Origin of the sequence: Paraburkholderia silviterrae (assembly GCF_004353915.1) — a bacterium.
Taxonomy (GTDB): domain Bacteria; phylum Pseudomonadota; class Gammaproteobacteria; order Burkholderiales; family Burkholderiaceae; genus Paraburkholderia; species Paraburkholderia silviterrae.
On sequence record NZ_SMRP01000001.1, the window covers coordinates 367,749 to 392,904 of the forward strand.

21 protein-coding genes are annotated in these 25,156 nt (G+C 66.8%); 6 read left to right on the forward strand and 15 right to left on the reverse strand.

What is annotated here, in order from left to right; all coding sequences use genetic code 11:
- The first annotated feature begins 229 nt into the window (after window positions 1–229).
- The gene (locus EYW47_RS01695; RefSeq protein ID WP_133193152.1) at window positions 230–709 is read left to right on the forward strand and encodes a DUF2501 domain-containing protein; all 480 of its coding nucleotides are present in this window, start codon (window positions 230–232) and stop codon (window positions 707–709) included.
- Between the two features lie 275 nt (window positions 710–984).
- Entirely contained in the window at window positions 985–1,440 is a 456-nt protein-coding gene (locus tag EYW47_RS01700; protein ID WP_240763491.1) for a hypothetical protein, read from the forward strand.
- Between the two features lie 114 nt (window positions 1,441–1,554).
- On the opposite strand, the gene EYW47_RS01705 is transcribed toward EYW47_RS01700, so the two are convergent.
- From EYW47_RS01705 to EYW47_RS01730, 6 genes are all read right to left on the reverse strand, one after another.
- Window positions 1,555–2,160, reverse strand: coding sequence for a DUF4337 domain-containing protein (locus EYW47_RS01705; protein WP_133193153.1), 606 nt, complete (start codon window positions 2,158–2,160; stop codon window positions 1,555–1,557).
- 319 nt (window positions 2,161–2,479) lie between these two features.
- Window positions 2,480–3,181, reverse strand: coding sequence for an ABC transporter ATP-binding protein (locus tag EYW47_RS01710; RefSeq protein ID WP_133193154.1), 702 nt, complete (start codon window positions 3,179–3,181; stop codon window positions 2,480–2,482).
- Window positions 3,181–3,951 (reverse strand): high-affinity branched-chain amino acid ABC transporter ATP-binding protein LivG, encoded by a 771-nt coding sequence (livG, locus tag EYW47_RS01715; protein WP_133193155.1) that lies wholly within the window; start codon window positions 3,949–3,951, stop codon window positions 3,181–3,183. The genes EYW47_RS01710 and livG overlap by 1 nt, the downstream gene beginning before the upstream one ends.
- Window positions 3,948–5,219 (reverse strand): high-affinity branched-chain amino acid ABC transporter permease LivM, encoded by a 1,272-nt coding sequence (locus EYW47_RS01720; RefSeq protein ID WP_133193156.1) that lies wholly within the window; start codon window positions 5,217–5,219, stop codon window positions 3,948–3,950. The genes livG and EYW47_RS01720 overlap by 4 nt, the downstream gene beginning before the upstream one ends.
- 7 nt (window positions 5,220–5,226) lie before the next feature.
- The gene (gene livH / locus EYW47_RS01725; RefSeq protein ID WP_133193157.1) at window positions 5,227–6,153 is read right to left on the reverse strand and encodes a high-affinity branched-chain amino acid ABC transporter permease LivH; all 927 of its coding nucleotides are present in this window, start codon (window positions 6,151–6,153) and stop codon (window positions 5,227–5,229) included.
- Window positions 6,154–6,298: 145 nt separating this feature from the next.
- Window positions 6,299–7,426 carry a branched-chain amino acid ABC transporter substrate-binding protein gene (locus EYW47_RS01730; RefSeq protein ID WP_133193158.1) on the reverse strand — a complete coding sequence of 376 codons (1,128 nt, stop codon included), beginning with the start codon at window positions 7,424–7,426 and terminating at the stop codon, window positions 6,299–6,301.
- A gap of 1,033 nt (window positions 7,427–8,459) precedes the next feature.
- Between EYW47_RS01730 and EYW47_RS01735 the strand changes: the two genes are divergently transcribed.
- From EYW47_RS01735 to EYW47_RS01745, 3 genes are all read left to right on the forward strand, one after another.
- Complete coding sequence (locus EYW47_RS01735; protein WP_133193159.1) at window positions 8,460–9,449, forward strand: ABC transporter substrate-binding protein; 990 nt, start codon at window positions 8,460–8,462, stop codon at window positions 9,447–9,449.
- A gap of 360 nt (window positions 9,450–9,809) precedes the next feature.
- Window positions 9,810–10,706: an ABC transporter permease gene (locus tag EYW47_RS01740; protein ID WP_133193160.1), complete on the forward strand. Its 897-nt coding sequence runs from the start codon at window positions 9,810–9,812 to the stop codon at window positions 10,704–10,706.
- A 3-nt stretch (window positions 10,707–10,709) separates the two neighbouring features.
- Window positions 10,710–11,504 (forward strand): ABC transporter ATP-binding protein, encoded by a 795-nt coding sequence (locus EYW47_RS01745; protein WP_133193161.1) that lies wholly within the window; start codon window positions 10,710–10,712, stop codon window positions 11,502–11,504.
- Window positions 11,505–11,641: 137 nt separating this feature from the next.
- Here the strand turns inward: EYW47_RS01745 and EYW47_RS01750 are convergent, their stop codons facing one another.
- A complete protein-coding gene (locus tag EYW47_RS01750; RefSeq protein WP_133193162.1) occupies window positions 11,642–12,037 on the reverse strand; it encodes a PaaI family thioesterase in 396 nt (131 codons plus the stop codon).
- A 430-nt stretch (window positions 12,038–12,467) separates the two neighbouring features.
- Here EYW47_RS01750 and EYW47_RS01755 point away from each other — a divergent pair, with 430 nt between their 5' ends.
- Window positions 12,468–13,604: a pyridoxal-phosphate-dependent aminotransferase family protein gene (locus EYW47_RS01755; protein WP_240763520.1), complete on the forward strand. Its 1,137-nt coding sequence runs from the start codon at window positions 12,468–12,470 to the stop codon at window positions 13,602–13,604.
- A gap of 87 nt (window positions 13,605–13,691) precedes the next feature.
- Here EYW47_RS01755 and EYW47_RS01760 read toward each other — a convergent pair whose 3' ends face one another.
- The 8 genes from EYW47_RS01760 to tagH all read right to left on the reverse strand — a co-directional run bounded on the left by EYW47_RS01760 (window position 13,692) and on the right by tagH (window position 25,124).
- Window positions 13,692–14,507 carry a class I SAM-dependent methyltransferase gene (locus tag EYW47_RS01760; protein WP_133193164.1) on the reverse strand — a complete coding sequence of 272 codons (816 nt, stop codon included), beginning with the start codon at window positions 14,505–14,507 and terminating at the stop codon, window positions 13,692–13,694.
- 28 nt (window positions 14,508–14,535) lie between these two features.
- Complete coding sequence (locus tag EYW47_RS01765) at window positions 14,536–15,384, reverse strand: hypothetical protein (RefSeq protein WP_133193165.1); 849 nt, start codon at window positions 15,382–15,384, stop codon at window positions 14,536–14,538.
- Window positions 15,385–15,545: 161 nt separating this feature from the next.
- Window positions 15,546–16,148 (reverse strand): OmpA family protein, encoded by a 603-nt coding sequence (locus EYW47_RS01770; protein ID WP_205710001.1) that lies wholly within the window; start codon window positions 16,146–16,148, stop codon window positions 15,546–15,548.
- 68 nt (window positions 16,149–16,216) lie between these two features.
- Window positions 16,217–16,888: a type VI secretion system-associated protein TagF gene (gene tagF / locus EYW47_RS01775; RefSeq protein WP_133193166.1), complete on the reverse strand. Its 672-nt coding sequence runs from the start codon at window positions 16,886–16,888 to the stop codon at window positions 16,217–16,219.
- Window positions 16,885–20,454 (reverse strand): type VI secretion system membrane subunit TssM, encoded by a 3,570-nt coding sequence (gene tssM, locus EYW47_RS01780; RefSeq protein ID WP_133193167.1) that lies wholly within the window; start codon window positions 20,452–20,454, stop codon window positions 16,885–16,887. Before tssM ends, tagF begins: the two co-directional genes overlap by 4 nt.
- Window positions 20,451–21,716 (reverse strand): DotU family type VI secretion system protein, encoded by a 1,266-nt coding sequence (locus tag EYW47_RS01785; protein WP_165976469.1) that lies wholly within the window; start codon window positions 21,714–21,716, stop codon window positions 20,451–20,453. Before EYW47_RS01785 ends, tssM begins: the two co-directional genes overlap by 4 nt.
- Window positions 21,717–21,788: 72 nt before the next feature.
- Complete coding sequence (gene tssK, locus EYW47_RS01790) at window positions 21,789–23,123, reverse strand: type VI secretion system baseplate subunit TssK (protein ID WP_133193169.1); 1,335 nt, start codon at window positions 23,121–23,123, stop codon at window positions 21,789–21,791.
- Between the two features lie 48 nt (window positions 23,124–23,171).
- Complete coding sequence (gene tagH / locus EYW47_RS01795) at window positions 23,172–25,124, reverse strand: type VI secretion system-associated FHA domain protein TagH (RefSeq protein ID WP_240763492.1); 1,953 nt, start codon at window positions 25,122–25,124, stop codon at window positions 23,172–23,174.
- Between the last annotated feature and the right edge of the window lie 32 nt (window positions 25,125–25,156).

The window sequence follows — 25,156 nt, forward strand, 5'->3', positions numbered from 1 at the left end:
TACCTGGGCCGCCCTCTTCTCCAGCGACATCGTTGCTGCTCATATTCCCCCGAGACTCTGTTGTGCCCGCAACAAATGACACAGCGATGAAACCCAGCACTCCAACGGGTTGCACCCGTCATTTCATGCCCCGCGCATGCGCGGCCACTCAGCAAAGGCCGCGCGGCGAATCCGTCTATAGTACGAGGGCCTCAGAGATCACACTGCTTGTTATCCAGGAGATTCGTGTATGCATACTTCAGCATTGCGCGGCGCCCGCGCCCTGATCGCCGCGACCGGCGTCGTCGCCGCTCTGCTTGCGCCGTGGAATGCCGCACAGGCCCAGCTTGGCAACCTCCTCAATCAGGCAGGTGGCAGCGGCTCGACTTCGGGCGCGGGTGGGAGCCTCGGCAATCTCGGCAGCCTCGGCAACGCGCTCTCCGGCTCCTCGCTCACCTCGGGCAGCCTCGGCAATGTCACGGGCCTGCTCCAGTACTGCATCAAGAACAACTACCTCAACACCGATTCCGCCAGCAGCGTGAAAGACTCGCTGCTCAGCAAGCTGCCCGGCGGGGCTGCCACCACGGACAGCGGCTACACGCAGGGCAGCAACGGCATCCTCACGGCCGGCAACGGCTCGCAACTCGACCTCTCCGGCAACGGCCTGAAGGAAGCCGCCACCAGGCAGGTGTGCGACAAGATCCTGACCCAGGCGAAATCAATGCTTTAATAGAGGGGTCGCGAGACCGCCACAAGCACGGCCACGCCCGCGTGCACGCGCGAGGCGGCCGGCGTTTGCGGTCCCGAGATCAATCCGGCCGGGTCTGCCCGACTGGGTCTGCCCGACTGGGTCTGCCCGACTGGGTCTGCCCGAGCGGGTCTACATGATCGGGGCATTCTAAATGTGCGGTGCGGCGCAGAAGTGCGCAATTTCTGTGCCGCGGCTCTTGAACACCAGCGGCGTTTGGGTGTCGAATGGGTTCACGCGGAATGCAACTCACTGCCATGAACCAGTATCGAATCTCCGTAGTGTCTTTCTTCATCATGCTTTGCGCGGGGCTTGCGGCTCTTCTCGTGCCGCACGTCGCGAAAGCACAATCCCACGACGAACAGTTCGACTGCAATTCGAACCCGCATGAATTCATTTCAACGCTGATTGAAGAAAAGTCCATCGACCCGAAGCCGAGCCGGGTGGAAGCCAACTCGGTCAACGCATTCAGCCCCGTGCAAGGCAGCCGCCTGAGCGCGTTCGGCTTTCCCATCTACGTCGTCCTCGGCTACGCGCACGACGACACCCTCTTCCATCGCGGCGCAGGCAAGGAACTCGATGCGCCGCTCTATGGCGTCGTAGTCTCCGCCCCAGCGGAATCGGTCCGCACGCGCTTGCGCGAGGCCAACAGCAACGCCACCGTGCACTCGGTCGTGCCCCTGCTGCTCACGGCCATCGTTTGCGGTGGCTGAGGCACCCGCACGAGCGGCCTGCACACACGGTCCGCACTCATGGTCCGCACTCATGGTCCGCATGCACGGTCCGCAGCGTCCCGGCCAGGCGAAGAACGGCCGGGCGAACAACACTCAGGCAAAGAACGCCAATGCGCCCAGCACCACGCCCGCCGCGCCAACGCCCAGCGAGGTCCACAGCAGCCAGCGGCTGCGCGTGAGCAGCGTAATCGCCGTGAGGGCGATCGAAATCTGAATCAGCGTGGTCGCCTGGGCCCAGCGATGGTGCCCATGCAGCAGTGCCTCGGCGCGCGCATCATCTTGCGCCACCTGCTTCTCGAGCGACTCCGCCTGCGCGCGAATCGGCTCCTTCTGCTTGCGATAGCGATCGACGTCGGCGGCGAAGCGGCGCTGGGCTTCGGTTGAGTTCGGCGTGAGCGCGGAAAGCGCGGCGCCCAATTCGGCGAGGTTCTCCTTCTCGCCTTTCGCCTGGTAATACGCCCATTGATTCGCCGCTTCGGTCTTGCGAATCGCCGCTTCGTTCTTATAGTAGAGCGCGAGATTTTCGCTGTTGCCGCTCTGATAGGCGAGGATCGCGCCGATCGAAGCAAGAATCGCGGTCATCACCGCCATGCGGCCCGCAAACGGATCGCGCTCCCCATCGCCATGGCCGCCATGGCCGGCGGCCGCGTGCTCGACCGCGTGATCGTGCGGACCGTGCACTTCATAGTCTTCAGACATCCAACGACTCTCCGGTAACTCAGATAGCTTCGCGCACGATGCATGCCTCACCGTGCTCCTGCGAAACGCTCAATTATCGTGAGCGCGGGCCGCTTGTCCAGTATCCGTTACGCATGTCACACAGAGAAAGGGAAACGTATTAATTACTAATTTAATTGAAAGCTTATTGCGCGGCGAAAATGATCTTGCAAATATGAAAAAACGCCCGTTCGACTTTATTCTTGCCATCGCACGCAGCGACTGAATGAAAACGGCCCGCGCCATCCCCGCACGAATAGCGGAAACGGCGCGGGCCGCAATGCGCACAACGCGCGAGCGCTCAACCGCCCAGGTAGGCGCGCTTGATATTGTCGTTCGCGAGCAGATTCTCCGCGCTATCGGCGAGCACCACGCGCCCCGTTTCGAGCACGTAGCCGCGATCGGCCACATGGAGCGCCTTGTTCGCGTTCTGCTCGACGAGGAACACCGTTACGCCCTCCTCGCGAATCGTGCGGATGATGTCGAAGATCTGCGCGATCACGAGAGGCGCGAGGCCGAGCGTGGGCTCGTCGAGCAGCAACAGGCGCGGCTTGCTCATCAGCGCGCGGCCGATCGCCAGCATCTGCTGCTCGCCGCCCGACATCGTGCCGGCACGCTGCTTCGCACGCTGGTTCAGGCGCGGGAACAGCTTGAACACATGCTCGATGCCCGCATCGATCTCGTGCTGCGAGGCGAAGAAGCCGCCCATCTGCAGATTCTCGAGCACCGTGAGGCTCGGAAACACGCGGCGGCCTTCCGGCGAGATCGCCATGCCCAGGCGCATGATCTCGTGCGTGGACTTGCGCGTGATGTCCTCGCCTTCGAACGTCACGCGCCCCGACGAAGCGCGCGGCGTGCCGCACACCGTCATCATGAGCGTGGTCTTGCCGGCGCCGTTGCTGCCGATCAGCGTGACGATCTCGCCCTTGTTCACTTCGATCGACACGCCCGCCAGCGCTTCGACCGCGCCATAGTGGGTATGGACCTTTTCCAGCTTCAGCATCAGTCCTCTCCGAGATAGGCCTTGATCACGCGCGGGTCGTTGCGCACTTCGTCGGGCAGGCCGATCGTGATCGGCTTGCCGTGCTCCATCACGAGTATGCGGTCCGAGACGCCCATCACGAGGCTCATGTCGTGCTCGATCAGGAGTACGGAGATTCCGAACTCGTTTCGCAGGCCGTCCACCATCTGCTGCAGCTCGATCTTCTCCTGCGGATTGAGGCCGGCCGCGGGTTCGTCGAGCATCAGCAGACGCGGATCGGTAATCATGCAGCGCGCGATTTCGAGGCGGCGCTGGTGGCCGTACGAGAGCGTGCCCGCCTCGCGGTTGGCCACCTGCTTCAGGCCCACGCGCTCGAGCCAGTACGCGGCGCGCTCGAGCGCGGCGCGTTCGGCGCGGCGGTACGCGGGCGTCGCGAACAGGCCGCTCAGCATGTTGCGGTTCACCTTCAGGTGCTGCGCAACCATCAGGTTCTCCAGCACCGTGAGCTGCTTGAACAAACGAATGTTCTGGAACGTGCGCACGAGGCCGCGGCGCGCGACCTGATGGCTCGGCTGGCCCGTAATGGCGTGGCCGTCGAGCACGATGTCGCCCGCGCTCGGCTTGTAGAAGCCGCCCACGCAGTTGAACACCGTGGTCTTGCCCGCGCCGTTCGGGCCGATGATCGCGAACACCTCTTTCGGACGCACGTCGAAGTCGATGCCGTCCACGGCCAGCAGACCGCCGAAGCGCATCTGCAGGCCCGCTACTTTCAACAACGCTTGTGCGCTCATTGCGGCAACTCCACGTGCGGACGGCTCGCGGGCAACAGGCCCTGCGGACGCCACATCATCATCAGCACCATCACGAGGCCGAAAATCAGCATGCGGTATTCGGCAAAGCCGCGCGCGACTTCGGGCAGCACCGTGAGCAGGATGGCCGCGAGCACCACGCCCAACTGCGAGCCCATGCCGCCCAGCACCACCACGGCGAGAATCAGCGCCGACTCGATGAAGGTGAACGACTCGGGCGTGACGAGCCCCTGGCGCGCCGCGAAGAACGCGCCCGCGAGACCCGCGAACGAAGCGCCCAGCGTGAACGCGGAGAGCTTGATGCGCGTGGGATTGAGGCCCAGCGAGCGGCACGCGATCTCGTCTTCGCGCAGCGCCTCCCAGGCGCGGCCCATCGGCATGCGCAACAGACGGCTCGTGACGAACAGCGTGAACGCCACCAGCACCAGCGCGAGCAGGTACAGGAAGATCACCATGTGCTCGCCGTTGTATTCGATGCCGATCAGTTCGTTGAACGTCTTCGCGCCTTCCACGCTCGCGTGGCGAGCCATCTCGAAGCCGAACACGGTGGGCTTCGGAATGCTGGAGATGCCGTCCGGGCCGCCCGTGATGCTCGTGAGGTTATTGAGCAAGAGGCGGATGATCTCGCCGAAGCCGAGCGTCACGATCGCGAGATAGTCGCCGCGCAGGCGCAGCACCGGGAAGCCGAGCACGAAGCCGAAGGTGGCCGAGGCGAGCGCCGCGAGCGGCAGGCATTCCCAGAACGTGAAGCCGAAGTACTGGTTGAGCAGCGCATACGTATAGCCGCCCACCGCGTAGAAGCCCACATAGCCCAGATCGAGCAGGCCGGCGAAGCCCACCACGATATTGAGGCCCAAGCCGAGAATCACGTAGATGAGCGCGAGCGTGGCCACGTCCACCGCGCCGCGCGAGCCCATGAACGGGAACACCGCGCCGAACGCGAGCAACACCCAGATGGCCACGCGCTGCTGGCGTGCGCCGAGTGTGGGCGCCCTGGGCAGGCGCACTGCACTCGTTGCGCGCACAAGCATCGGCTTGATGAGCTGGAACACGAACACCACCGCGGCGGCAATCCACACGGGACGCCAGTGCTGGTGCAGCACGACCTGATAGCCGTCGAGCGTGAGCTGCAGGCCGAGGATGGGTGCGGTGAGGATGATCGTCGCGACGGCCGCGGCGAGCGCGCCCTTCACGGTCTGCGACGACGACTGGCCTTCTGTGGCCATGCGAACCGAAACAGTCTGACTCATTTCGACCTCACACCTTTTCGACGTCCGGCTTGCCGAGCAAGCCGGTGGGACGGAACAACAGCACGAGCACGAGCAGGCCGAAGGCCACGACGTCCTTGTACTCGGCCGGCATGTAGCCCGCTGCGAAGGTCTCAGCGAGACCGAGCAGCACGCCACCGAGCATCGCGCCCGGAATGCTGCCGATGCCGCCGAGCACTGCGGCAGTGAATGCCTTGATGCCCGCGATGAAGCCGATATACGGGTTGAGCTTGCCGATCGTGAGGCCGATCAGCACGCCACCGACTGCCGCGAGCATCGCGCCGAGCACGAACGTGAACGAGATCACGCGGTTCGTGTCGATGCCGAGCAGGTTGGCCATCTTCATGTCCTCGGCGCAGGCGCGGCAGGCGCGGCCCATGCGCGAGCGCGAGATGAACAGCGTGAGCGCGATCATCAGCACGAGCGTCACGCCGACGATCAGCATGCGCGCGTACGGAATCGTCACTTCGAAGCTGCCGCCCATGTTGAAGTCGAGCGCGCCGGAGACGAGCATCGGCACCGACACGTCGCGCGCGCCCTGCCCGATCTGCACGTAGTTCTGCAGAAAGATGGACATGCCGATCGCGGAAATGAGCGGCACGAGGCGCGGCCCGCCGCGCAGCGGCCGATACGCGACGCGCTCGACCGCGAAACCGTAGAGCCCGGTGACCAGCACCGAGACGATGAGCGCCGCGCCCAGCACGAGCGGCAGCGGATAGCCCGCCGAGGTGCCGATCGCCGTGAGCGTGACGAGGCCCACATAGGCGCCGATCATGTAGATCTCGCCGTGAGCGAAGTTGATCATGCCGATGATGCCGTAGACCATCGTGTAGCCGATGGCGATCAGCGCATAGATCGCGCCCAGCGTGAGCCCGTTGACGAGCTGCTGGGTGAACTGCGGAAGAAAATCATTCATGCCTTAAGCCCCGCGGCGATGAAGCCGATGAGAGAGCCCTGAAACCGTGCCGATCGGGTTAATTTAGTTGCGCGCACAACCGCCATGGAGGCTTGCCTCACGCCCCGCCATGGCGGCGGGGCGTGTGCGGCGCGCAGCGCCGGGATCAGTTCGCGGCAGTCTTGGTGGCGTCCTTGTGCCACGTGTAGACGACGAAGCGGAACGATTTCAGGTCGCCCTGGGCGTCGTACTCCACCTTGCCGATCGGCGTGTTGAAGGCGTTCTTGTGCAGGTAAGCCGCAACCTTGGTCGGGTCGGTGCTCTTCGCGCCGGCGATGCCGTCGGCGATCACTTCGACCGCTGCATAGGACGGCATCTGGAACGGACCGCTCGGGTCGCGCTTGGCGTCGGCGAAGGCCTTCACGAGCTTGGCGTTAGCCGGGTCCGCAGCAAAGTCTGCCGGCAGCGTGACGAGCATGCCTTCCGAAGCCGGGCCGGCAATGGCGGTCACGTCCTTGTTGCCCACGCCTTCCGGTCCCATGAACGTGGCCTTCACGCCCTGTTCACGCGACTGGCGCATCAGGAGACCCATTTCCGGGTGATAGCCGCCGAAGTAGACGAAGTCCACGCCCTGCGACTTGAGCTTGGTGACGATTGCCGAGTAGTCCGAATCGCCTGCGTTGATGCCTTCGAACACGACGACGGGAATGTGCGCCTTGTCGAGTGCGGCCTTCACCGAGGTGGCGATGCCCTGGCCATACGACTGCTTGTCGTGCAGGATCGCGACCTTCTTCGGCTTGACCTTGTTGATGATGTAGGCGGCGGCAGCCGGACCTTGCTGGTCGTCGCGGCCGATGGTGCGGAAGATGTACTGGCGCTTCTTGCCTTCGGTGAGCTGCGGCGCGGTCGCCGACGGCGTGACCATCACCACGCCTTCGTTTTCATAGATGTCGGAGGCGGGGATCGTCGAGCCCGAGCAGACGTGGCCGACCACGTACTGAATGTGCTGCGAGACGATCTTGTTCGCGACCGCGACGGCCTGCTTCGGCTCGCACGAGTCGTCCATCAGGACGGCTTCGAGCTTGTTGCCGTTCACGCCGCCAGCGGCGTTGATCTGCTCGATCGCGGTCAGGGCGCCCGCCTTGACCATGTCGCCATACTGGGCAACCGGGCCGCTGAACGGGCCGGCAATGGCGATCTTCACGGTGTCGGCGTTCGCCGCTGCACCAAAGGCAAGCAGCGCGGCGGCCACGGAAAAGGAAGTCAGGCGGTAAAGGCGGGACAACGGCGTCATCAGGAGCTCCTCGATTGTTTTCGGGTCAACCGGGCAGACGGGTTGACCTGCGCAAACGAACACGAACAGCACCCCAAGGACTCGCCAGGGAGGACAACAAGGACGGGCCAAAAGACAAAAGACGCAACGGGGCCCGGCATGTATCGGCCGCCTGATAGCGGCTTCAGTTCGGAGAGACTGTGGGTACAGCCTCCATTGCGCAAGCGATCCGCCTGCCCCGTTCACTGCATTTCAAACCGGAAAGGTGGTCCGGCCAAAATCAGCGACCCGCGGATGCTATCAATAAACCCACTCCTTCCGCAACCGAGGGTTTTTTCGGATGTCGACAGATATATTGATCAACGCCAATTGACGAAAACCATCCGAAAGTGACCGAAAACCCTTGAAAAATCGGTGCGCAAGGGGTCGCGAAGTCATGGCGAAGCCGCAGGAAGCCCGTCGGATAACGGCTTGAGAGAGTTAATTTCCAATACGAAATTTTGGCTATTAGCCACCTCTTCCGCAAAATCGCATGAGGGCTTTATCGAATATATTTATTTTGCCGAAATCTAATTGCAACGAGCCACGGAATTTTTCACAATACGCATCTTCTCAATAGTACAAACCCTAAATGCAAAGTGCGCCAACTCATTGATTTTATTCACAAAAATTACATTTTCATTTCAATGTGAAATTACAGAGCGAAAAAATCCGGCCGTGACCTCACGGCATGCGCACATCCATTATTTCCAATCCGAAACCAGGAAAATTTCCGGCATCCCGCCGATTTTTCCTAAAAATCGCGGACACGATTTACCGCTCGCCGCCACGACACCGTCGCATCCATGCACCACTCGCTTGAGGCGCGTTCCGGACCCATGAAAGGCGATGGTATGCTCGCTGCCTTGCCGCCGGCCCGATGCACCATTGGCATCCAACGCAGCGCGTGGCGTGCGGAGCAGCGCCGCGCGCGAGTCCGGTGGCGCTGCCGCGCCCGGCGGCCCACACCCGTTCAGAACCGAAAGAACCGACCATTCGGGGGAGATCAAAGACAATGAAGAGCTTCACGCAAGCCGCCAAGGCCGCCACCCTTACCCTGATCGCCGGCGCCGCCGCGCTCACGTTCGCCAGCGGCGCCGCACAAGCGGCCGAGACCGCGACCGTGGAAGTGCTGTCGATCGTCGAGCACCCCGCGCTGGACGCCATCCGCGACGGCGTGCGCGACGAGCTGAAGGCCGCCGGCTACGACGCAGGCAAGAACCTCAAGTGGGAATACCAGAGCGCGCAGGGCAACACCGGCACGGCCGCGCAGATCGCCCGCAAGTTCGTGGGCGACAACCCGAGCGCGATCGTCGCGATCGCCACGCCTTCGGCACAGGCCGTTGTGGCCGCAACGAAAACGGTGCCGGTGGTCTACTCGGGCGTGACCGACCCGGTCGCCGCACAGCTCGTGAAGACGTGGGCGCCGAGCGGCACGAACGTGACCGGCGTGTCCGACAAGCTCCCGCTCGACAAACAAATCGCGCTCATCAAGCGCGTGGTGCCGAACGCGAAGAATGTGGGCATGGTCTACAACCCCGGCGAAGCGAACTCGGTCGTGGTCGTCAAGCAGCTCAAGACGCTGCTCGCGCAGCAGGGGATGACGCTCAAGGAAGCGGCCGCGCCGCGCACCGTGGACATTGGCCCGGCGGCGAAGAGCCTGATTGGCAAGGTCGACGTGATCTACACCAACACCGACAACAACGTCGTCTCGGCCTACGAGGCGCTCGTGAAAGTGGCCGACGACGCGAAAATTCCGCTCGTCGCCGCGGATACGGACAGCGTGAAGCGCGGCGCTGTCGCGGCGCTCGGCATCGACTACAGCGACCTCGGCCATCAGACCGGCAAGGTGGTCGTGCGCATCCTGAAGGGCGAGAAACCCGGCGCGATCGCATCGGAAACCAGCAACAAGCTGCAGTTGTACGTGAACCCGGCCGCCGCGCAGAAGCAAGGCGTGAAGCTCTCCGACGATCTGCTCAAGGACGCCACGACGGTCGTGAAGTAAGGCGCGAAGTCAGGCGCGATGTCAGGCGCGAAGTCAGGCGTGAACTCACCGTGTGAAACGGCGCGGGCCGTCGCTTCAGGCAACGCGGCCGCCCCGCACGGCGCGTTGCCGATCGGAAACGTCGTGGAAATACCGCGGCAAAACCGTTGCAGCACGCCGCCGGAACGCGACACCAAAGCACGCCACACAACGCAAGCCAGACGCAACAACGCAGTCGAGCCGTAGAAAAACGTACCGGCCCAGAACGGGCCCCCGCGCCCGCCGGCGCGCGCCGCCTCACCCAGGCAGCGCGTGCCTGCGGCGACCGATCCGGCGCAGCGACCACGACCCGCGCGCCGCAGACCGCAACAGGATTTCCCCATGTCCCTCTACTCGCTACTGGGCGCGCTCGAGATCGGCCTGATCTTCAGCCTCGTCGCCCTCGGGGTGCTGATCTCGTTTCGCATCCTCAACTTCCCCGACCTCACCGTCGACGGCAGCTTCCCGCTGGGCGGCGCCGTTGCCGCCACGCTGATCGCCAATGGCCACGATCCTTTTATCGCGACCTTCTGCGCGATGATCGCGGGTGCGCTCGCGGGTTTCATCACGGGTTGGCTCAACGTGCGCCTGAAGATCATGGACCTGCTCGCCAGCATTCTCATGATGATCGCGCTCTACTCGATCAACCTGCGCGTGATGGGCGCGCCGAACGTGCCGCTCATCTCCGAGGCCACGGTTTTCACGATGATCCAGCCCGCGTGGCTGCCCGATTACGTGCTGCGCCCGCTCGCCCTGTTCGTCGTGGTGCTCGCGGCCAAGTTCGGCGTCGACTGGTTCTTCTCCTCGCAATACGGCCTCGCGCTGCGCGCGACGGGTGCGAACCCGCGCATGGCGCGCGCACAGGGCATTGCCACGGGCCGCGCGACGCTCGCCGGCATGGCGCTGTCCAACGCGCTCGTGGCGCTCGCGGGCTCGCTCTTCGCGCAGACGCAAGGCGGCTCGGACATCTCGATGGGTATCGGCACCATCGTGATCGGATTGGCCGCGGTCATCATCGGCGAAAGCATTCTGCCCGCACGCCGCCTCGTGCTCACGACGCTCGCGGCCGTGCTCGGCGCGATTCTCTACCGCTTCTTCATCGCGCTCGCGCTCAACAGCGACTTCATCGGCCTCAAGGCGCAGGACCTGAATCTGGTCACCGCCGTGCTCGTGACGATCGCGCTGGTGCTGCCCGCCACGCGCAAGAAGCTCTTCGCCCGCAAGAATGGGAGGGCCTAAGCGATGCTCAGCGCACAAGACCTCAAACTGACTTTCAACCCCGGCACGCCGATCGAAACGCGCGCGCTGCGTGGGCTCACGCTCGAGATTCCCACGGGCCAGTTCGTGGCCGTGATCGGCTCGAACGGCGCGGGCAAGTCCACCTTCCTGAACGCCATCAGCGGCGACCAGATGGTGGATAGCGGCAAGATCACCATCGACGGCCAGGACGTCACGAAGAAACAGGCATGGGACCGCGCGCATCTCGTCGCGCGCGTGTTTCAGGATCCGATGGCGGGCACCTGCGAGGCGCTCACGATCGAAGAGAACATGGCGCTCGCGATGGCGCGCGGCAAGCGCCGTGGCTTCGGCCCAGCGCTGAAAAAGCAGGACCGCGAACTGTTCCGCGCCAAGCTGAGCCTCCTGAACCTCGGCCTGGAAAACCGCCTGACCGACCGCATCGGCCTGCTCTCGGGCGGCCAGCGCCAGGCCGTGAGCCTCCTGATGGCCTCGCTCCAGCCCTCGCGCATCCTGCTGCTCGACGAGCACACGGCGGCGCTCGATCCGAAGACGGCCGCGTTCGTGCTGGAGTTGACCGCACGCATCGTGGAGGAGGCAAAGCTCACCACCATGATGGTCACGCACAGCATGCGCCAGGCGCTGGACTACGGCCAGCGCACCGTGATGCTGCACCAGGGACAGGTGGTGCTGGACGTGTCCGGCGACGCGCGCCGGGGCCTGGATGTGCCGGACCTGCTGCGCATGTTCGAGCAAACGCGCCACGAGAAGCTAGACGACGACGCGCTGCTGCTGGGCTGAGCGCCGGCACGCGCCAAATGCAAAAGCCCGCCACCTTCCCGGTTGGCGGGCTTTTCATTTTCAGGCAATCATTGCGGATTCCGAACAAAATGCCGCTGGCCCGGCCGGGCCGGCTTCAAGCCGGCTTCAAGCCAATTTCAGGCCGATTTCGAATACTTGAAGGTGCCCTGCGCGCTTGCGATCAGCAGGCGGTCGTCCACCCACGCCTCCGCGCGGGCGAAGAAAATCGACCGGCCGCCGCGCTCCAGAAAGCCCTTGGCCCGCACGAACTGCCCGAGCCCCTTGTCGAGATAGTTGGTCGTGAGCGAGAGCGTAAAGCCATGGCGCTTGGGTGCGTCGGGCTCCGCGAACAGGCCCGCATAGCCCGCCGCCGCATCGAGCAGCGTGGCGATCGCACCGCCTTGCAGCACGCCCTGGCGGTTGAGCTTCGAGGCGTCGATCGGCATGAGCAGCTCCGCGTATCCGTCGCGCCATTGCGCAACGCTCACGCCGAGCGTTTCGAGGAACGGATTGTCGACGGCGAATTGCGGCATGCTGCGGCCTCCTTGATGATGTCGATGAGCGGTGTCGCTGCGGCCCGTCGGCTTGGCACGCCATTCGCGCGCGGGCCACGTCACGCCGGAGCGGGCCAGGCCGGGCCAAGCCAGGCGGGCGCCGGCTGTCGATTATAGGGCGCAGCACCCGGCGCCGCAGCGCACCCTCACTCAACTGTGCACTGTTCAGAGAAAATCCGCGCAACTGTACATGGTTTTATATGCGGCCCGGAAGAACACTATACTTTTCCCCGCCGCCCATGTGCGCGCACCTCTTTCCAGCACCGCAAAGGAACCCATCATGACCGACAACACGCGCCCCACCGACTCCCTGACCCAGCAACGGGCGGCGGCGGCCGCCGCGGCGTTGCCGGTGTCCTGCCCGAGCGTGGACCCGCTCTCGAGCATCCTGCCCGAGGAGCCGCTGCTCATGATGGGCGCGGGCCCCGTGCCCATTCCTGACGCCGTCGCAAAAGCGAACTCGGTCGTCATCAATCACCTCGGCGACACCATGGCGCGCGTCATCGACCAGGTGAAGACCATGGCGCGCTACGTCTTCCAAACACGCTCGAACTGGGTGCTCGGCGTGGCCGGCCCAGGCTCGGCGGCCATGGAGATGGCGGTCTCGAATCTCGCCTGGCCGGGCACGCGCGTGCTCTCCATCGTGAACGGCTTCTTCAGCGCGCGGATGGCGGAGATGGCGCGGCGCGTCGGCGCCGAGGTCACCACGCTCGAAGTGGCCGACCGCGAGATCGTCTCGCTCGATACGCTCGCGCAGGCCATCGAGCGCACGCGCCCCGAAGTCGTCACCGTCGTACACGGCGAGACTTCCAACACCGTGTGGAACCGCCAGTTGCAGGACATCGTGCGCGTCGCGAAGGCCGTGGGCGCGCTGGTCGTCGTGGACGCGGTCTGCACGCTGAGCACGATGCCGCTGGACATGGACGCATGGGGCATCGACGTGGTCATCACCGGCGGCCAGAAGGGGCTCTCGTCGATCCCCGGCGTTTCGCTGATCGCGTTCTCCGATGCTGCGTGGGATCGCGTGCGCGAGCGCACCGTGCCCAACACGCATTGGTGCCTCGACGCCATGCTCGCCGAGAACTTCTGGCACAACGCGGGCTATCACTACACCGCGCCCGTCTCGGGCGTGCTCGCACTGCACGAGGCACTGCGGCTAGTCTGCACGGAGACGCTCGAAAAGCGCTTCGCACGGCATCAGCGCTGCTCGCTCGCGCTACAGAGCGGCGTGACCGCGCTCGGTCTCGAGCTCTATACGCCCGAAACGTGCCGTCTGAACTCCGTGGTCGGCATCGCGTTGCCCGCGAGCGTCACGCCGCGCGACGTATGCAACCATATCTCGCGACAGTATCAGGTGGAGATTGCCGGATCGTTCGGACTCCCCATCGTGCGCATCGGGCAGATGGGCGAGCAATGCCGCGAGCACCATCTGTTTCGCACCGTGCACGCGCTCGGCCGCACGATGTGCGACCTGGGCGCGGACGTGGATCTGCCGGCCGGTGTGGCCGCGCTCGAAGAGTCGCTTTCGGCGGCCGGGCGCCGCTGAACGAAGCTGCGTGCGCCGGGCCGGGCGCCATTGGTGGAGCGTTACAGACAGCGCGCCCCGGGCGGCCCGCCGCCGCCGGGGAGCGCCCTACGCGCAGCGCGCCCGCACGCAGAGAAAGGCGGGAGACAGCGCAAGCTCCGCATGGAGCCTGGGCGCAACCGCCTTCATCTCCGGCTGCGGCAGCGGCTCGACCAGCTGCTCGATCGCCCAGCCGCTCGCGGTGAGCGCATTGACGATATCGGCGAGTGGCCGGCGGTACGCCTCCACATAGGGCTTGGGCTCGCCGAAGCCACCCCAGTGCAGGCCAAAGCGCGTGGTCTCGAAGTACGAGCGCCCGCCACGTGTGCGCGTGTCGATCCAGTCGCGCATGGGATGCGCCATCGAAAACACGAGTAGCGCACCGGGCCGGGCCACGCGCCGGAATTCGGCGAAGGTGGGCGCAAGGTGCTCCACATAGTCGAGCGCGAGCGAGCAGACGATGCGGTCGAACTGGGCGTTGGCGAGCCAGCCGAGCGGCTGGCCCAGATCGCCTTGCGTCACCTCCACGGGCAGGCCCGCGCAGCGCGACTTCGCCAGCTCGACCATCGCCGGCGTCACGTCGAATGCGCTCACCCGCGCGCCCGCACGCGCCAGCTCGGCGCTGACAATGCCTGGCCCACAGCCCGCATCGAGCACGCAAAGCCCCGCCACATCGCCGAGCAGCGCGGCCGTGGCTGGACGCTCGTAGAGTGCGTTGTGCGGCTTCTCCGGCGCGATTTGCGCGTAACGCTGCGCGAACTGCGTGTAGTTCGCGCAGCCGGGAAGCTCGCGCGCGGCGCTCGCGCCGGGCGCCGCTTCGGCGTGAGCGTCGGACGTGCAAGGAGCGCTATCGTGAGGGACTTTGTCGTGGGTGTCGTTGTGCATGCTGGTGCGACGTGGTTAAGCGAAAGCGCTATTGTCCCGCGTTTTTCCCAGCATTGCGCACGCTCAGTTCCAGCCCCCGCTTCACGCGTGCGATATCCACGCCGCCCGCGCCCGGCACATCGGCGAGCGGCATGAAGCGCGCGGGCGTGTGCAGCAGATAGGCCTGCAACTCGTCGATCACGATACGGTCCGACGGGTCGTAGCCCATGCTCGTCAGCTCTTCGGTGAGCGCCTCGCGCTCCGTGTAGGTCAGCTGATGCCACCAGAATGCGCGGCACGCCTCGGCATAGGCAGGGTCGGAGAAGTAGCGCCAGTGCCCGAGCTCGTGGCTCAGGATCGCCGCGCGCACCTCGGTGTCGATCACCTCCCCTGCTGGCCCCGTTCCCGTGCCTGGGATCGTGACGAGAAAATCATGCGCCGACGCGGCGCGCCATGTCATCCCGCCCTCGCCCGCCTCTTGCCGAATGAGGCCCCATTGCGCAAGCAGTGTCTGCAACGCGCGCTCACCTTCGGTGAGGCTCACGTGCTGGCGCTGCGCCACATCGAAGAACTGAGCAATGCGCGCCGTGCTGAAATTGTTGCCCGCCGTGAGGCCCGCCGGGTCTTCGCCGAAGCGGCGCGCACTCGCGACAATGGCGTTCATCGACACCACGCGGTCGCGCGGCATGTCGCGCCGCTCCACCAGCGCCACGACGCGCGAGAACATCGCGCCCTGCGCCGCGAGGCTTGGCGCGTGCAGCACGTACAGGCCGGGCTGGTCCGTGATGGCGTAGAGCCGCAACGTGGGGCCCAGCGGCAATGCGCCCGCAAGCTGCGCGAGCGGCAAGTGCACGACCTCGGGATGCGGCGCGAACGCGTCGGCGAGCTGGGCGCTCAACGCGCCCGCGGACACAGGCGTGCCGGCAGCGACCCCGTCAGGGTGCGCGAGACCGGCACACAGGCACGCAAACGTTGCGCACGCAACATTCAAGACACGCCCGCGTGCGCGCGAGACGGCGCCCCGTAATCCGCTAGACATGCGCAAGGGCGGCACGGAGCTCAGTCGGTAACGGTCACGATCGTCACGCGGCGATTCTCCGGCGCCGCCGGATTGCGCGTATTGAGCGGCTCGTTCGAGCCCTTGCCCACTGCGCTCAAGCGCTCCGCCGCAATGCCGTCCTGCTGCGTGAGGTAGTCGACCACGGCCTGGGCGCGTTGCTGCGAGAGCGTCATGTTCGCATCGGCATTGCCGCGCGGGTCGGCATGGCCCTCCACGCGGAACCGGAAGGCGGAGAGCTTGTCCGATTGCAGCGCCCGCGCAACCTTGTCGAGCGCGCCGCGCGCCGTGCTCGTGAGATCCGTGGAATTCGTCGCGAAGGTGATCAGCATTTGCGCCGACGGGGCTTTCGCGGGCCGCTTTGCCTTCGCCGACATCGCGCCCGGCTGTTGATTCGACAGCACGAAGCCGCGCGTGAGCACGTCGCCGGTCGTCTCGTTCGGCGTAAGCGCGTTGGTGATGGACTGCTCGGTGATGTCCTTCTCTTTCATCACCTGTGCGTGAGCGGGGGTCTGCATCGCGATCGCGACGGCGCAGCAGGCGAGCGCGGCAGGCCACACACGCCGCAGCCGCGCTTGCGAGACATTCTTCGTGAAAGCCAACATGTCATCTCTCCATTGAATCCAATCTTGTGCCGTGGCGCGACCTCGCAATTGCGCGCCCTGCTTGAGTCTCAATCGTGGCGCAGCGCGATCGCCGTCTGCCACGGCGCCTGCGCGACGTCGAGCAGATCCGCGAAACGCGGCCCATCGAGCAGACCCTCGGCAATGCGCAGCGTTGCCGGAACCGCATCCGATCCTTCGCTCCACCACATGCTCTCACCCACCGCCGCGCGCCTGGCCAGGCACTCGCCCAGCGCAGCACCGGGCGCTTCGCCCTCAGGCACACAAGCATAACGCCATGGCGCGCCGTCGTCCTGCCCGAATCCATCGAGCGCGCCCACCTGCTCGTCGAAGCGCTCGAGATCGAAAGACGGTGCCAAGGTCGAAAGCGCAAGCCCGGTCGCCGCATCGAACCACGCCTGCGCGCCGCGCAGCCAGCCCGCGAGCAGCGCCTGCGCCATCGGCCGCGCGAGCGTGAACGGAAAGTACCTGCCCACGCGGTCCACGCCCGGCATCATCACGCCCACCCAGGCCTCCTCGCCGCACAGCGCCGCGCCCAGCGCGAAGCACCACACCGGCGCGTTCAGGTAAAGCGGCAACCACTGCGCGCCATAGCGCGCCCGCGCTTCGAGCATGCCGGTCTGGACGCTGCGGTCCCACGGCTCGATAAACGCCGTCGGCAGCCGCCGCGCCACAAAATCGCCATGCGTGCGCACCTTGCCGAAGAACCCTGACTCGCTCATAGATGATCAGGACAACGGAACTGATCGATCATGCCGCGCCGGAACGGATTCGTCACACTGCTCGCGTCCAGCTCCAGCTGCACGTGCCGGCCATCCGAGGCGAAATCGATCTTGAACCGGTCGGGCTGGCCCATCTGCTGCAATTGCGCCTTGTCCATCAGATGCAGGAGCGCCCACGGGCCGTCGGCGCGCGGCGCGTCGCCGTTGCCGGGCGGCGCGAACTCCACGTGCGCCTGCCCCGTGCCCTTGCCGCTCGGCCACTGGAAGCCCATGCCCTCGTTCGCGCCCGGCTTGGCGACCCATTGCTGGCCATCCACGTCGAGCGTGAATTGCGTGATCGACGGATCGATCGCGATCGGCTTGACCGTGAAGCGCACCGAGACGTCGCGCCCGCCCGCGCGGAACAGCGCATCGCGAATCTGCGCGGCGCGCTGGAATTGCACGAGCACATCGTCTGGAATGCCAAGCGATTCCGTGCCCGGCCGCCAGCGCCACACGGGCCCCGACATGTCGACGAAGTTCTGCAGATTCTTCTGGAAGAAGTCGTCGATCAGGCCGCCCGGCGCGAGCAGGCGGCCGAAGTCGTCGGGCGCGGCGTCGCGCGTGGAGCTGCGCACGAGCGGGTAGCGCCCGTCGAGCGCCTGCTTGCACAATTGCCCGACGTTCGCGAGCCAGAGCGCATTCAGGCGCGCACGCTCGCCGCCTGCCATCAGCGCCGTGGCGCCTGTCGCCACGTCGTTCGCGACCGCCGCCAGCGGCGCAGGCGCGCCCTGCGAGGCGAGCTTGAGCTTGCCGATGGCGTCGCCGGGCGGCGGAGCCAGGCCCTGGCGGCGCGCGGTGTCGGCGGCCTGGAGGTAGGTGGCCGCGTCCTTGAGCGCCGCGAGCTGCGTGTCGAGCGGCGCCGGCCCTTGCGCACCGGGCTTGCCCACGAGGTCGTGCAGCGCCTGGAAATGCGCATCGACCGGATTGACCTGTGCAGGTGCACCGTTCGCAGTGTCGTCGGGGGCATTGCCGAGCGCGCTCTCCAGCTTCTTCTTCATCGCCTCGATCTTGCCGTTGATGAGCGCGCCCGCCTGCGCGCCAATCGAGCCGCCTTCGTTGATGCTGCCGAGCGTGGTCTCCTGCGCCGCCGCCACCATCACCGCGCGCAGCGGCGAATCGGCATTGCCGAGCGCGTAGGCCACGCGCGCGCCCTTGTCCACGCCGTCGAACGGCACCACGTCGATGTCGCCGAGCAGCGCGTCCCACTGGCGGATGTATTCGTCGTAGTAGAGCTGCGTCATCGCCGTCTTGAGGTCGTTGGCGGCAGCGGGCGTGAGCACCTGTTCGTCGCGGCCGAGCACCCAGTTGTCGCGCGCCACGTCGAGCACCGCCGTGTCGCGCAGCGCGAGGAACTTGCGATAGCCCGCGAGCGTGAATGCGCCGGGCACGCCGCGCGTGAGCGGCGTGCCGCTCTTGCGCACCAGCACGAGCGCCGCGTTCTGGCCACCCACGCCCGCCACGCTGAAGTCGGGCAGATGCTGGGCGTCGAGATCGCGCCGCACGCTTTCGAACATGCGCTGCGCGAGCGGCATCTTCGCGAGGTTCGTGCGCGCCTGCTGGATCAGGCTCTTGTCGAGCGGCAGCGAGGGGTCGAAGAACGCGGGCTCGAACAGCGCGGCAAGATGGCCGTCGATATCGTTGCGCTGCGCGTCACTCGCATCGCGCAACGGGCCGCGTTGCCAGTCGACGTCGGCCCACAGGCGCACCGCATCGGCGTCGTAGTGCGACGGGTCGCCGAGCATCAGGTAGGCGCGCAGCACTTCGTACTGGAACTCGCCGTTGTTCGCATCGCCGCGCCGCAACTCCTCTTCCATGCGCCGCACCACGAGCGGCAGCAGCGTTTGCCCCAGCAGCCGGCGGTAGCTCGCCTGCGCTTCGAGCCCGAGCTTGTCGCCCTGGTAGAGCCCGAGGCGCGAGAGCCACGGCGCGCTCGCGTTGCGCTGCGCATAGCCGCCGGGCAAGTCGCGCGCGGCGTTCAGGAGCGGCAGCAGCGCGAGCGGATTGTCGGTGGGCGGCGTGGCCTGTGCCAGCTGCTTGAGTGCCTCGGTTTGCTGCGCCGCGTGCGCCACGTAGGCTTCATTGCGCTGATAGCTGATGAAAAACGCCCCGAGCGCGAGCAGCGTGACGAGTGCGATCGCGCCCAGCGCAATGCGCTGCAGCCAAGCGCGCCGCTGCTCCAGCCGGCGGTTGGTGCCTGCGACCCCGGACTCGTGAAAGATCACGTCGCGCAGGAGCCGCGTGATGAAGTACGCACGTCCCGCCGATGCATCGGGCAGCACGACCTGCTGCTGCAGGCCGAGCGCGGCGGCCACGGCGCTCATGACACGGTCGATCGGGCGCCCTTCCTGCGTGCCGCTCGTGAAATAGACGCCGCGCAGCAGCACCGGCTTCTCGTAGCGCGACGCACTGAACGCTTCACTCAGGAAAGTCTGCAATACGCCTTCTAGCCCCGCGAACTGCTGCGGGAATCCGTAGACGAGCGCGCGCCGCCGCGTGTCCGTCTCCTGCTGCATGCGATGCAGCACGCGCGCCTGCAAGCGCTTCTCCAGCGCGTCGAACTGCGCCGGAAACTGCGCGAGCGTGTCGTTCGGACTGCCTGGATTAGCGGGACTGCCGTCCTCGTCGAAGGCGAACGTCACGCCCCAGACCTGCTCGCGCTCGTCGCGGCCCAGGTCGTCGAAGAACTCGGCGAACCCGGCCAGCAAATCGCACTTCGTCACCAGCACATAGACCGGAAAGCGCGTGCCGAGGCGCTCATAGAGCTCCTTCAGGCGCTCGTGCACGGCCGAGGCCTGCAACGCGCGCTGGGTGTCGGTCAGCTGCAGCAGATCCTGCGCCGAGACCGCCACGATCACGCCATTGAGCGGGCGGCGCGGCCGGTACTTGCGCAGCAGTTGCAGGAAGCCGCCCCACGCGGCCTGGTCGGCGGCCGCGAAGCTGTCCTGCGTGGTGAAGCGGCCTGCGGTGTCGAGCAGCACCGCGTCGTCGGTGAACCACCAGTCGCAGTTGCGCGTGCCGCCCACGCCGCCCACCGCCTGGTCGCCCAGTTGCGTCGAGAGCGGAAATTTCAGGCCCGAGTGCGTGAGCGCCGTGGTCTTGCCGGTGCCCGGCGCGCCCACGAACATGTACCACGGCAGCTGGTACACGTACTGGCTCCCGAAGCGCCCCTTCACGCGCGACTTGCGCAGAATGGCCATGGCCTCTTCGAAGCGCTTGCGCAACGCGCTCACGTCGGCGTCCGATTGCTCCTTGCCAGGCGCAGCCTGTTCCTCGCCCTCGGCCACCACGCGCGTGAACTTCACGTTGGCGAGGCGCACGCGCAGCCAGCGCACGAACCAGTAAAGCGCCCACAGCAAGAACAGGATCGCGATCACGATCCAGCGGCTCGTGCCCGATTCGAGCGGCGCGCTGCCCGCCCATGCGAAGAGCGGCCCTTCGATCCACACGATCAGCGCGAGCGCGAGCACGCCCAGAAACGACAGCACGATCGTACGTCGCAACCAGTCCACCAGCTTCTTGATCATGGCGTGGCTCCCGGTGCGAGCACGGCAATGTCCACGCGGCGATTACGCGCGCGGTTGGCGGCAGTGTCGTTCGGCGCGATGGGCTCGGTGTCGCCGCGCCCCTCGGCGGTGAAGCGCGCGGGCGTGCCGGTGCGGGCGACCAGCAGGTCCTTCACGGTCTCCGCGCGCGCCTGGGAGAGATGCCAGTTCGACGGGAAGCGCGCGGAAATGAGCCGCTGATTGTCGGTGTGGCCCGTGACCACGACGTTGCCGCGCACGTCCTTCAAGGCGTCGCCGATGCGCTGGACGATCGGCAAATACGTGGGCGTGAGCTCCGCGCTGCCCGAGGCGAACAGGCCGTCGCCGTTCACCTCGACAATGGTGCGGTCGGGCTGTGTAGTCACGCGCACGAGGCCCTGCGCGATCTCGGGCGCGAGGAATTGCGCGAGTTTGGGCGCGGGCTTCGGTGCGGCCTCCATCTTCGCCACGAGCACCGGCGGCGGCGCGACGCGGATCGCGTGCAGCGCCTGAAACACGCTGTCCGATGCGTCGTTGAGCCGGAAGCTCAGGACGAGATGCACGACCACCAGCACGACGCACGCCACGGCCACCGCCACCCACAGCGGCACCAGTTGCAACAGCGGTTTGCGCTCCACGCTCACGGGCTGCCATTGCGGCGAGAGCTCGCGCTCGATGGCGCCGCGCTGCGCGCGGATCATCTGTTCGAGCCGCTCGCGCACCGCGTCGAGCTGGGTGCGGCCACCGTCGATGAGGCGGTAGCGCCCTTCGAAGCCGAGGCCGAGTATCACGTACATCAGTTCGAGCACGTCGACGTTCGCGCCGGGGTTCTGCGCGAGCCGCTGGAGAATCAGGAAGAAGCGCTCGCCGCCCGAGGCCTCGTTATGGAAGGTCACGAGCAGGCTGCGGCTCGCCCACGCCCCCGCGCCCCAGGGCGTGCTGGAAATCGCCTCGTCGAGGAAGGTGCACAGGCAATAGCGCGAGGCGCCGAGCTTTTCGTCGTCGTAACCGCTTGCGCGCCCCTGCGTCTCGAAGGCGCGCACCATCTGAATCAGTTGCGTGCGCAACTGTTCGAGGTCGGGGTGCGTGGGCAGCTGGCGCAGCGGCAAGGCCAGGTCGATGAGCGGATTGGCTGCGCGCAGCAGCGGATTCAGGCCGCCCGCGCCAGCGGGAATCGGCGCGACGGACGACGCCGCGGCCACAAACGGCGCACGCGCGCCGCCCGGCGTCGGGATCAGGATCGTGGCGCCGGGGTCGGCGCTCATGCGTGGGTCGTCGGGTGACACGGTGCACGTCCTCCTCAATCGATGGCGCCGCTGCGCCAGACGCAAGCGCCCTTATCGGCGGATCGCCCAGAATTCCATCGCGAGGCCGGGAAACTCACCCGCGACGTGCAACGCCATGCCCGCCGAAGCCGCAAACTGCTTCCACAGTTCGTTGCCCCGGTCGAGCTCGAAATACGTGAATCCCGCATGGAACGGCAACTGGCGCGGCGCCACGGGCAGCGCCCGCAAGCCGATACCCGGCAGTTGCAGATTCACGAGGTCGCGGATGCGCTCGATCGGCCCGATCTTCACTTGTGGCGCGAAGCCGGTGAGGATGGCTTCGGCTGGCATCTGCGCGCGCACCGCCAGCACGAAGTTGGCCGAGGCGAACAGGTTCTTGTCGGGCACCAGCGCGACGCGCAGGCCGAACTTGCGCTCTTCGAGCGGAATGGGCACCGCATGCGGGTCCATGACCATGCTGAGCGCCGCGCGCAAGTCGTCGATCACGGGCGCGAAGGTCTCGCGCAAGCGGTCGTGCCGGTAGACCGGATACGCGTTGGGGCGCTTGTTCTTCTGGCTGAACGTGGCCAGCTCGCCCGCGAGCTGCACCACCATGCGATAGAGCGCCTCGGGATGCAGCCCGGTCATCGTGGCGAAATGCGCCGCGAGCGGTTCCGCGCGGTTGATCAGCTCGAGCAGCAGGAAGTCGGAGACTTCGGCCACGCCCGTCACGCCCGGCTGCACGAGCCGCGCGGCCAGCGCCTCGCCGCGCTGGTGCAGGAGGCCCACGAGGTCGTCGGCGAAGGCGCGCAAGCGCGGCGCCACGCGATAGTCGAGGCATGGCGGGCTGTAGTCGGCTTCGAGCACGACGCGGTTGTCGGGCTGCCGCTCGATCACGCGCGCCACGCCGAGCGTGGCGAACGCGTTCGCCACGTCGGGCTCCAGCGCGAGGCGCACGCGCAGCTTGCCGATTTCCACGAGCGCCGCGCTCGCGTTCGGGTCGTTGCTGTCGGGCACTTCGGCGTCGGCGCGGCGATGGCGTGCGAAATTCTCTTCGCTATCCTCATTGCCCGTTTCCGGCACGCCGGGGCGGCGCACCGGCAGCGCGAGCGTGACGAGCATGCTGCGCGTGCCCTCGGGAATGTCGAGCGGCTCGGGCAGTTCGTCGTCTCCGGGCAGGTTGAACGGCGTGCCGTCGGGAAAGACGCCCGCGCACGAGAGCAGCGCGAGCTTGCCGAGCTTGAGCAATTGCTCGTCGATCTCGAGCGAGGCGAAGCCCCAGGCATAGGGGCGCAGGCCGCCCGCGCGCGTCTCGAGCTGCGCCTGCAAATAGCGGTCATGTTGCTGCATATGATGCGGCTGCAGAAACATGCCTTCCGACCAGATGACTTTGCTGTTCCAGGACACGTTGTTCTCGTCGTCGTATGTATGAGGAGGCGAGCGCAAGCGCTCAGGTCAGGCGGGCCCCGTTTTCGGTTTCACCTGCGCGTCCTCGCCTGCCGTTCTGCTCGTTGCGCGCGCGCGTTGCATGGCGTCCACCTGCGCTTCGTAGGCCTCGTTGAAGGCCTTGCCGAAGAGCTTCTGGAAATCGTCCTCCGCTTCGCGCGCGATGCCTTCGCGCAACTCGACGAAACGGTCCCAGAGCTTCGCCTTGCGGTTCGAGAGCACGCGGTCGAGCACGCCCTGCTCGCTCAACTGGGCCTCGAGCGTGGCCGGGTCGAAACGCGCGAGCACGTGCGCGAGCGCCGCGCGCATCCCCACCAGCACCGCCAGCTCGTGCGATTCGATGTCGACGAACGCGCGCGCGACCGCCTCGGCGGGCGGCAGGTAGCCGTGCGCGCGGCCGGTGAGCATTTGCGCGAGCGCGCTGTCCACGTCGGGGAAGAACTTGAGCGGGTTGTTATCGCGCTCGACGATCAGCGTGGTGTCGAGCCGCGCCTCGCGCTTGGTCATCGAGCGCGAGCGCAATACCGCCATGGTCCCGCGCAGCGAATCGCGCAGCATCGCGCCGACGAGCCGCGCGAGGTCCGCGGCGGGCAGGTTCGGCGCACGCCCGGCGTCGAGTCCCAGGCCTTCGAGCAGCGCGGCGAGCACGGCCTGCTCCTCGGTTGACCCTGGCGCGGGCGTTGCCGCGCGTGCGGTCTGTTGCGGCGCAGGCGCGGCGGGTGCCGCAACGGGTGCTGGCGTGGGTGCGGGCGAAGCGCTGGGCGTGGCCTGTCGCGGCGGCACCGGCGCGTCTTCGGCCTTCGTTTGCACGGGAAGCGGCAACTCAGGCTGCGATGGCGCGGCGGGCGCAAAGATTTGCGTCACGGAGGGCAGCAACTGGCGCGGTGGCTCCTGGGACTCGGCAGCGGCCTGCGCCGGCGGCGCGTATGACGCTGGCGACGCCGCCCCGGCCGGCGCAAAGAGATCGTCGAAAGGCGTTGCACCATGCGGTGCTGCATCGCCCAACAAGCTCGCGGGCAAACCCGTCGGCCCGCTTGCGCCCAGGCCGAGCGGATCGGCCGCTCCAGGCATGGCGGCAAAAGCCGGCGGCGACGAAGCTGGCATCGGCGGCTGCGCTAGCGGCGGCACCGGCGTCATCGCAGGCGCCACATGAGGGGAAAAGGCGCCGGGCGTCGCCACGCCGGGCGTCGCTACGCCGGGCGTCGACACCGGCGCGTGCGCCGCGCTGCCGCCCGACTCCCACTGTGCCAGAGCGTCGGCCAATGGATCGTAATCGGCAGGAATGCCACCGGCTCCGGACAGCGCGGCGGACGACGCCGCAGGCGTGAGCGCAGGCGGCGTGAGCGCCTGCAACTCGGGCGAGACGTGGTCGCTTTCCGATCCCGCATAGCCGGGCCGCGCGAGCATGCGCTCGCCGGCGCCAAGGCACGCCGCGCCGAGCGCATCCAGCCCGCCGGCGCCTGACCCGCCAGCACCCGTGCCGCGCGCCTCGCCGAAGCCGCCCGGCGCAAACGGGTTCACCAGCGGATTCTCGGGCAGCGTGAGGTCCTCGGCCTCAGGCGCGCCCCGCAGCACCTGCACGCCCGCGAGCGGATCGTGCCCGAAGGGTCGGGCCTCGTCCTGCGCCGCGCCCTCGCCCAGCGCCACCTCCAGCAAATACGCGCCGATCATCAACTGATCGCCATGCGCGAGCCGCGCCTCGCGCGTGCCGCCCAGCGCGCGCTGGTTCAGCACGCTCGGATTGGCGCCGAGGTCGCACAGCAGATACTCGCCGCCACGGCATTCCACGCGCGCATGCACGCGCGAGATCGCGCGCTGCTGGTCGGGCAGCACGAGCGTGCAGGTCGTGGCGCGGCCGATCGTGCCGCCGTCCGGCCCGAAGCGCACGGCGATTGGTTCGGCGAGCGGCTCGTCGTTGTACTTCGCCACGCGCAGCGTGAGGATCGGATTGGTCAGTTGCATCGCGGTACCCAGGTCTCCCCCGTCATTCCATC